Source organism: Flavobacterium sp. (assembly GCF_043720215.1).
Taxonomy (GTDB): domain Bacteria; phylum Bacteroidota; class Bacteroidia; order Flavobacteriales; family Flavobacteriaceae; genus Flavobacterium.
Genome location: NZ_JAYSSZ010000240.1, coordinates 1 through 7864, shown reverse-complemented (window position 1 = coordinate 7864; position 7864 = coordinate 1). Strand labels below are relative to the sequence as shown.

Below are 7864 nucleotides of genomic sequence, written 5' to 3'. Positions count from 1 at the left end.
TCGTTTTATTTACGGTCAATTGTTCTGTAAATAAAAATCGTAGTAAAGAAAATAATGCAATTACTAAAAATACAGATAATCCTATAATTGAAAAATTTATTGATCCTTCAAAAGAAGGATTCAATTTTTTTGACGATACTCATTCAGAAAAAAAGTGGGTAGATAGTGTTTATAAAACAATGAATTTAGACGAAAAGATAGGGCAACTTTTTGTTATATCGGCTTACTCTAATAGAGACGAAACGCACTTTAAAAGTTTAGATTCTTTGGTAGAGAAATACAAAGTTGGTGGATTACTTTTTTTGCAAGGAAGTGCAGTAAAGCAAGCTAAACTTACCAATCGATTGCAGTCAAAATCTAAAATTCCTTTATTTATTACAATCGATGCAGAATGGGGATTAAATATGAGGTTAGATTCTACCTATAAATATCCGTATAATATGACATTAGGTGCTATCCGAGATATTAAACTCATCGAAAAAATGGGTGAAAATATGGGAAGAGAATGTAAAAAAATGGGAATACATTTCAATTTTGCGCCAGTCTTAGACATTAATACAAATCCTAAAAATCCAATTATTGGGAATCGTTCTTTTGGAGAAAATAAATACGAAGTTACCAATAGAGCTATTGCATTAATGAAAGGAGTTCAAAACCAAGGGGTTTTATCTACTGGGAAACATTTTCCAGGACATGGCGATACTGAAGTTGATTCTCATCTAGGATTGCCTATTCTTAAATTCGATAGACAACGACTAGATTCTATAGAGATGTTTCCATACAAACCTTTGTTTGATAAAGGAATGCAATCTGTCATGGTGGCTCATCTAAATGTTCCTAGCTTAGAACCCAAAGAAGGTTATCCTACTTCTTTATCTTATAAAGTAGTTACGGAATTACTTCAAAATCAGATGAAATTTAAAGGTTTAATTTTTACTGATGGCTTGAATATGAAAGGAGCAAGCGCTTTCAGAAAATCAGGAGAGCTAGAGCTTGAATGTATGCTTGCAGGAAATGATGTTCTATTGAATCCTGAAAATGTTCCTGTTGCTTACGAAAGACTTAAAAAAGCTATTCAAGATACTGTTTTAACAGAAGATAGATTAAAACATTCTGTAATAAAAATTTTAAAATATAAATACAAAGCAGGTTTAAACAAGTATAAACCTATCGATGTAAAAAACATTGTTGCAGAAATAAATCCGATAGAAAATACAAGTTTGCAATACGAACTATATGAAAATGCATTAACAGTTATAAAAAATAAAAATGATATTTTACCTTTAAAAGATTTATCAAAAGAGAAAATCGCTTATATAAAATTAGGTGAGGATTCTGGAAATAATTTTTTAGCAACATTAAAAAAATATGCTGAAGTGACAGATGTTTCTGAAGTTGTAAAAATGCCTATTGATAGTTTAGATGCTGAACTAAAAGAATTTAATTCAGTCATAATTGGACTTCATAAATCAGACAAAAGCTGGTGGAAAATTCAAGATTTTACGGATAATGAGTTGTTGTTAATTGAAAAAATTGCAGAGAATAAAAAGGTGATTTTAGATGTATTTACAAAACCATATTCATTATCAAAAATTAAATCTTTTGAAAATATTTCTTCAGTAATTGTTTCTTATCAAAATGGTGATATTGCGCAACAAGTTTCTGCAGAATTAATTTTTGGAGCTATAGCTGCTAAAGGAAAATTACCTGTATCAGTAAACGAAAACTATAAAGAGGGGTTTGGTTTAAGTACTAAGAAAATTAGCATATTAGGCTTTGGAACACCAGAAAGTGTGGGAATGAATTCTGAGACTCTATCAAAAATTGAATCAATTGTAAAAAAAGCGATTGATGGAAAAATGACGCCTGGAGCACAAGTTTTAGTTGCTAGAAAAGGGAAAGTCATATATCAGAAATCATTCGGTTTTCACAGCTATAAAAAGGAAGAAAAAGTTAAAAATTCAGATATTTATGATGTAGCTTCGTTAACAAAGATTGTTTCTACATTGCCCAATGTCATGCAACAATATGAAAAAGGAAATATTAACTTAGAGACCCGTTTGGGATCTATGATTCCTGAAGCAAAAGGGACAGATAAAGATTCTATAAAACTGAAAGATTTCCTGTCACATTATGCTCGATTGCAAGCTTGGATTCCGTTTTATAAATCGACATTAGATTCTAATAAAGCACCTTTAAAAAAGTACTACCGAAAAACAGTTTCATCAAATTATAAAAATCAAATAGCAGAAAACTTATTCATAAGAAATGATTATAACGATACTATTATTAAGACAATTTTAAATAGTAAGTTGTTAGAAAAAAAGCAATATGTTTATAGTGATTTTACTTTTATATTGCTCAAAGAATATTTAGAAAAAGTAAATAATAAAACGCTAGATGTTATCTCTCAAGAAAATTTCTTTTCTAAATTAGGAATGAATAATACGTTGTACAATCCTTTGCAAAAATTTGATATGAGTGTTATTCCTCCAACAGAAGTTGATACTTATTTCCGTCATCAGTTACTTCAGGGTTATGTCCACGATATGGGTGCAGCAATGCAAGGTGGTGTTGCGGGGCACGCAGGAATTTTCTCTAATACTATGGATATTGCAAAAATAATGCAAATGTATCTGCAAAAAGGAAAGTATGGAGACGTTCAATATTTTTCTGAAAAGACTTTTAACGATTTTAATACCTGTTATTTCTGTGCCGAAGGCAATAGAAGAGGACTGGGATTAGATAAACCACAAATAACAGGAACAGCAGGACCAACTTGTGGTTGTGCATCACTAACAAGTTTTGGGCATACAGGTTTTACAGGAACCATGACTTGGGTAGATCCTGAAACAGAAATTGTATATGTTTTCTTGTCTAACAGAACTTTCCCAGACTCGAATGCACCAAATAAATTGTCTAAAGAGAATATTAGAGAAGATATTCAGAAGATTATTTATGAAGCAATAATAAAATAATTATAAAATGAGAAATTTATTAAAATCAACAATCTTAATCATTGCTATATTCTTTGTTTCAAATGTTACATTTGCTCAGAAAACAAATCAAAAAGCAGTAATCAAAACTACTTTAAATTGTGATCATTGTGCAGCATGTGAAACTTGTGGACTAAAATTTAAGACTGAAATGTTAAAAATAAAAGGTTTGAAAATGTATGAACTAGATGATAAGAAAATGATTTTTACAGTATATTTTAATGCAAAAAAAACCAATTTGCAAACTATAAAAAAAAGTATTTCAAAAATGGGATATGATGCCGATGAAGTAAAAGCAACTGCCGAAGGAATTGCAACATTAGACGGTTGTTGTAAAATATAGTTGAATATTTAACTTTTATTTATCGTAGGATAAATTCTATTTTCAGTAAATTCGTTTCATCAAAATCAATAAATGAAAATAGCAATTGTTTGTTATCCAACTTTTGGAGGAAGTGGCGTTGTTGCCACAGAATTAGGTCTAGAACTCGCCCGTCGTGGTCACGAAATACATTTTATAACTTATAGACAACCTGTTCGTTTAGCCCTTTTAAATCCAAATGTGCATTACCATGAGGTAAATGTTCCTGAGTATCCATTGTTTCATTATCAACCATACGAGTTGGCTTTGTCCAGCAAATTGGTTGATATGGTAAAACTGCATAAAATAGATTTATTACACGTGCATTATGCTATCCCGCACGCCTATGCTGGTTATATGGCAAAGCAAATGTTAAAAGATCAAGGCATAATAATTCCAATGGTTACAACACTTCACGGGACTGATATTACGTTGGTAGGAAACCATCCATTTTATAAAACTGCAGTTACGTTTAGCATTAATAAATCGGATAAAGTAACGTCGGTTTCTCAGAGTTTAAAAGACGATACTCTTAGACTTTTTGATATTAGAAATGAGATAGAAGTGATTCCAAATTTTATCGAATTAGAAAATAAAATTATTGATAATATTCCTTGTAAACGTTCCGTAATGGCAAAACCTGAAGAGCGAATTATTACACACATTAGTAATTTTAGAAAAGTAAAAAATATTCCAGATGTTATAAAAATTTTTTATAAAATTCAGCAAAAAATACCTGCAAAACTAATGATGGTTGGAGACGGTCCAGAAAAAGCCAAAGCTGAAAAGCTATGTGAAAAATTAGGAATAACTGACAAAGTGATTTTTTTTGGGAATAGTAATGAGATAAATCAAATTTTGACACTAACAGATTTATTTTTATTACCATCAGAAACTGAAAGTTTTGGGCTTGCAGCTTTAGAGGCTATGGCTTGTAGTGTTCCAGTAATTTCAAGCAACTCCGGAGGTTTGCCAGAAGTAAATATTCACGGTGTTTCAGGATATCTAAGCAATATAGGTGATATAAAAGAGATGGCTGAAAATGCAATCAAAATAATCTCCGACGAAAATAATTTAAACTTATTTAAGCAAAAAGCTTTAGAAGTTGCCAAACAATTTTCGGTAGAAAAAATAGTTCCTTTATACGAAAAATTATATTTAGAAGCTATTGAAGAATCTAAAATAAAAACATCTTTAATATAGATTAAAGATGTTTTTATGATGTGTAAAAATACTTTTTTAGAATCTATATCTAGCGCTTAACCCTAAATCAGGAGCAAAACTATTGTCTCTAGCATCTACATAATCAGGACTAAGGTATATTTCTGGTCTTACATCAAAAGAAAGTTGCAAAGGAAACTTAAAATTATATTCAACTCCTACATCTCCAGCTAAAACAGCAAAAGCACCGTTTTTATCCTCTAATAAAAAGGTTTTGTCATTATAGTAGTATTTTGAACTATATATACCAACTCCAACTCCAGGACCTACATACCATTTGAAACCATTTTTAATATCAAATACCCATTGGTAAATACCAACAAATTTAATATCATTATGACCGTAGCCCTTACCGTTATAGTAGTTATTGCCATATCCGTTTCCGTAACCATATCCATTATATGCATTACCTTCGTTTCTGAAACCTAAATCTAATTCAATACGATTTTTTTTAGATAAAGCTGTTTGAAAACTAACTTCAGCACCAAAACCTGAATTATCACCTAATCTAATTCCAATTGCATTTTTCTGCGCTTCTGCACTAAATATAAATCCCGAAAGCATCAAAGCAGTAATAAATAATTTTTTCATATTTTTTTTGTTTAATTTTATTTAACGCAAATAAAGATACAATTATTTTACTATTGATGCGTTTTATTTCAAAAATGTTCGATTTATAAATTAAAATGTAATATTATTTTATAAGTTTTAATGATTAGTTTACATTTGTTTCAAACAAAAAATAATGGCAGGTAATAGCTACGGAAATATTTTTAAAATTACCACTTTTGGAGAATCTCACGGAGAAGCTATGGGAGGAATTATCGATGGCTGTCCACCAAATATAGTATTAGATTTTGATGCCATTCGAAATGAAATGCAACGTCGTAAACCAGGACAATCTACAATAGTTACCCAACGAAAAGAAGAAGATGAAGTACAATTTTTATCAGGAATTTTCGAAGGAAGAACCACAGGAACACCAATTGGTTTTATAATTCCAAATACCAATCAAAAATCTGATGATTATTCTCATATAAAAGATTCGTATCGTCCTAGTCATGCCGATTATGTCTACGAAAAAAAATATGGAATTCGTGATTATCGTGGTGGCGGACGCAGTTCAGCTCGTGAAACAGCCAGTAGAGTAGTAGCTGGAGCGGTTGCAAAACAAGTTATTCCAGAAATAAAAATAAATGCTTTCGTATCTTCTGTAGGAGATATTTTTATCGACAAACCATATCAAGACTTAGATTTTTCATTAACCGAAAGTAATGCTGTTCGTTGTCCGGATTTGGCTTCGGCTGAGAAAATGGAAAATTATATCAAAGAAATTAAAAAACAAGGAGACACTGTTGGTGGAACTATAACTTGCGTCATACAAAACGTGCCAATAGGTTTAGGAGAACCAGTTTTTGATAAGTTGCATGCAGAATTAGGCAAAGCCATGTTATCTATAAACGCTGTAAAAGGTTTCGAATTCGGTAGCGGATTTTGTGGTGCCAAGATGAAAGGAAGTGAACACAACGATTTGTATAACGAAGACGGAACTACAAAAAGTAATCTCTCAGGCGGAATTCAAGGCGGAATTTCTAACGGAATGGACATTTATTTCCGTGTCGCTTTCAAACCCGTAGCCACACTTATTCAAAAACAAGAAGTACTCACAAATACAAACGAAATTATCGAGCAACAAGGCAAAGGACGTCATGATCCCTGCGTTGTGCCACGTGCTGTTCCCATTGTCGAGGCGATGGCAGCCATTGTAATTGCCGATTTTTTTCTATTAAATAAAATTTATAATAATCATTAGAAGCTATTCCCGCTATCCGTTCCAATCTTTTGTTTTTTAAAGAAAAAAACAAAAGGATTTCCACTGCTATCGGGGCTAAAAAACAATAACATTCAACCATAAACTATGAATACAACAGAATCTACAATCCAAACAAAAAAATCTATTTTTAGTAATCTTACAACTCAAATCCTAATTGCAATGCTAATTGGAGCAGTTTTAGGAATTTTTATACACAACAATTACACACCAGAAGATGCCAAAGCATTTAGTGGTTATATCAAAATGTTAGCCACTGTTTTTATTCGATTGGTACAAATGATTATTGCGCCATTAGTACTCACAACTTTAGTGGTAGGAATTGCTAAATTGGGCGACATCAAATCCGTAGGGCGAATAGGAGGAAAGGCAATGGCTTGGTTCTTTACCGCATCTTTTATTTCGTTATTAATAGGGATGTTTTGGGTCAACTTTTTCGAACCTGGCGTTGGTCTAAAATTAATCGATATAGATCCAACAACTGCTTCTGAAGTAGTAGATAAAACACAAAATTTTTCGGCTCAAAACTTTATAGAACACATTATTCCAAAAAGTATTTTTGAAGCCATGGCAACCAACGAGATTTTGCAAATTGTTATTTTCTCTATCTTTTTCGGATTGGCAACAGCATCAATGGGGACTTATGCAAAACCAGTAACAAATGTGTTAGAAATTATTTCTCATGTAATTCTTAAAATGGTGGGTTACGTAATGAAATTTGCACCAATTGGAGTTTTTGGTGCTATTGCAGGAGTTTTTGCTATTCGTGATGTAAACGATTTGTTACTAACCTATGCCAAATTTTTTGGTTCTTTCTTAGTAGGAATTAGTTCCTTGTGGGTTTTCTTACTTGTAATAGGTTTTATTTTCTTAGGAAGCAGAATGAAAGTTTTATTAAAACATATCGTAAGTCCATTAATTATTGCTTTTGGAACTACAAGTTCTGAAGCTGTTTTTCCAAAATTAACTGAAGAATTAGAGCGTTTTGGTGTAAAAGATAAGATTGTTTCATTTATGTTGCCTCTAGGTTATTCTTTCAATCTTGATGGAAGTATGATGTATATGACATTTGCCAGTATTTTTATAGCTCAAGCATCTGGAATTCATTTAGATATGCCTACACAAATGACTATGCTTTTAGTTCTTATGCTTACTAGTAAAGGAATAGCAGGAGTACCAAGAGCCAGTCTTGTAGTTGTTGCAGCTACTTGTGGTATGTTTGACATTCCTGTAGAAGGAATCGCTTTAATATTACCAATAGATCATTTTTGTGATATGTTTCGTAGTGCAACCAATGTTTTAGGAAATGCATTAGCTACAAGTGTTGTAGGGAAATGGGAGAAAGAATAATTAAAATTATTTAAATTTCTAAAAGCCAAATCGAAAGATTTGGCTTTTTTATACACATAATAAAACCTTTATTATAAATAAAAGAGTTTCATTTATTCTTTTTGG

Annotated in this window: 6 protein-coding genes; 5 read left to right on the top strand and 1 reads right to left on the bottom strand. The window is 31.5% G+C overall.

Annotated elements, in window-relative coordinates; genetic code table 11:
* From ACHZC3_RS10645 to bshA, 3 genes are all read left to right on the top strand, one after another.
* A partial coding sequence (locus ACHZC3_RS10645; protein WP_394759842.1) for a glycoside hydrolase family 3 N-terminal domain-containing protein occupies positions 1-2978 on the top strand: 2978 nt, incomplete at its 5' end.
* A 7-nt stretch (positions 2979-2985) separates the two neighbouring features.
* The gene (locus ACHZC3_RS10640; protein WP_394759841.1) at positions 2986-3339 is read left to right on the top strand and encodes a hypothetical protein; all 354 of its coding nucleotides are present in this window, start codon (positions 2986-2988) and stop codon (positions 3337-3339) included.
* Positions 3340-3411: 72 nt separating this feature from the next.
* Entirely contained in the window at positions 3412-4560 is a 1149-nt protein-coding gene (gene bshA / locus ACHZC3_RS10635) for an N-acetyl-alpha-D-glucosaminyl L-malate synthase BshA (RefSeq protein ID WP_394759840.1), read from the top strand.
* Between the two features lie 36 nt (positions 4561-4596).
* On the opposite strand, the gene ACHZC3_RS10630 is transcribed toward bshA, so the two are convergent.
* Positions 4597-5169: a hypothetical protein gene (locus ACHZC3_RS10630; protein ID WP_394759839.1), complete on the bottom strand. Its 573-nt coding sequence runs from the start codon at positions 5167-5169 to the stop codon at positions 4597-4599.
* A 154-nt stretch (positions 5170-5323) separates the two neighbouring features.
* Here ACHZC3_RS10630 and aroC point away from each other — a divergent pair, with 154 nt between their 5' ends.
* Entirely contained in the window at positions 5324-6391 is a 1068-nt protein-coding gene (aroC, locus tag ACHZC3_RS10625) for a chorismate synthase (protein WP_394759838.1), read from the top strand.
* Positions 6392-6496: 105 nt separating this feature from the next.
* Positions 6497-7759, top strand: a complete 1263-nt coding sequence (locus tag ACHZC3_RS10620; RefSeq protein WP_394759837.1) for a dicarboxylate/amino acid:cation symporter — start codon at positions 6497-6499, stop codon at positions 7757-7759.
* Positions 7760-7864: the final 105 nt, after the last annotated feature.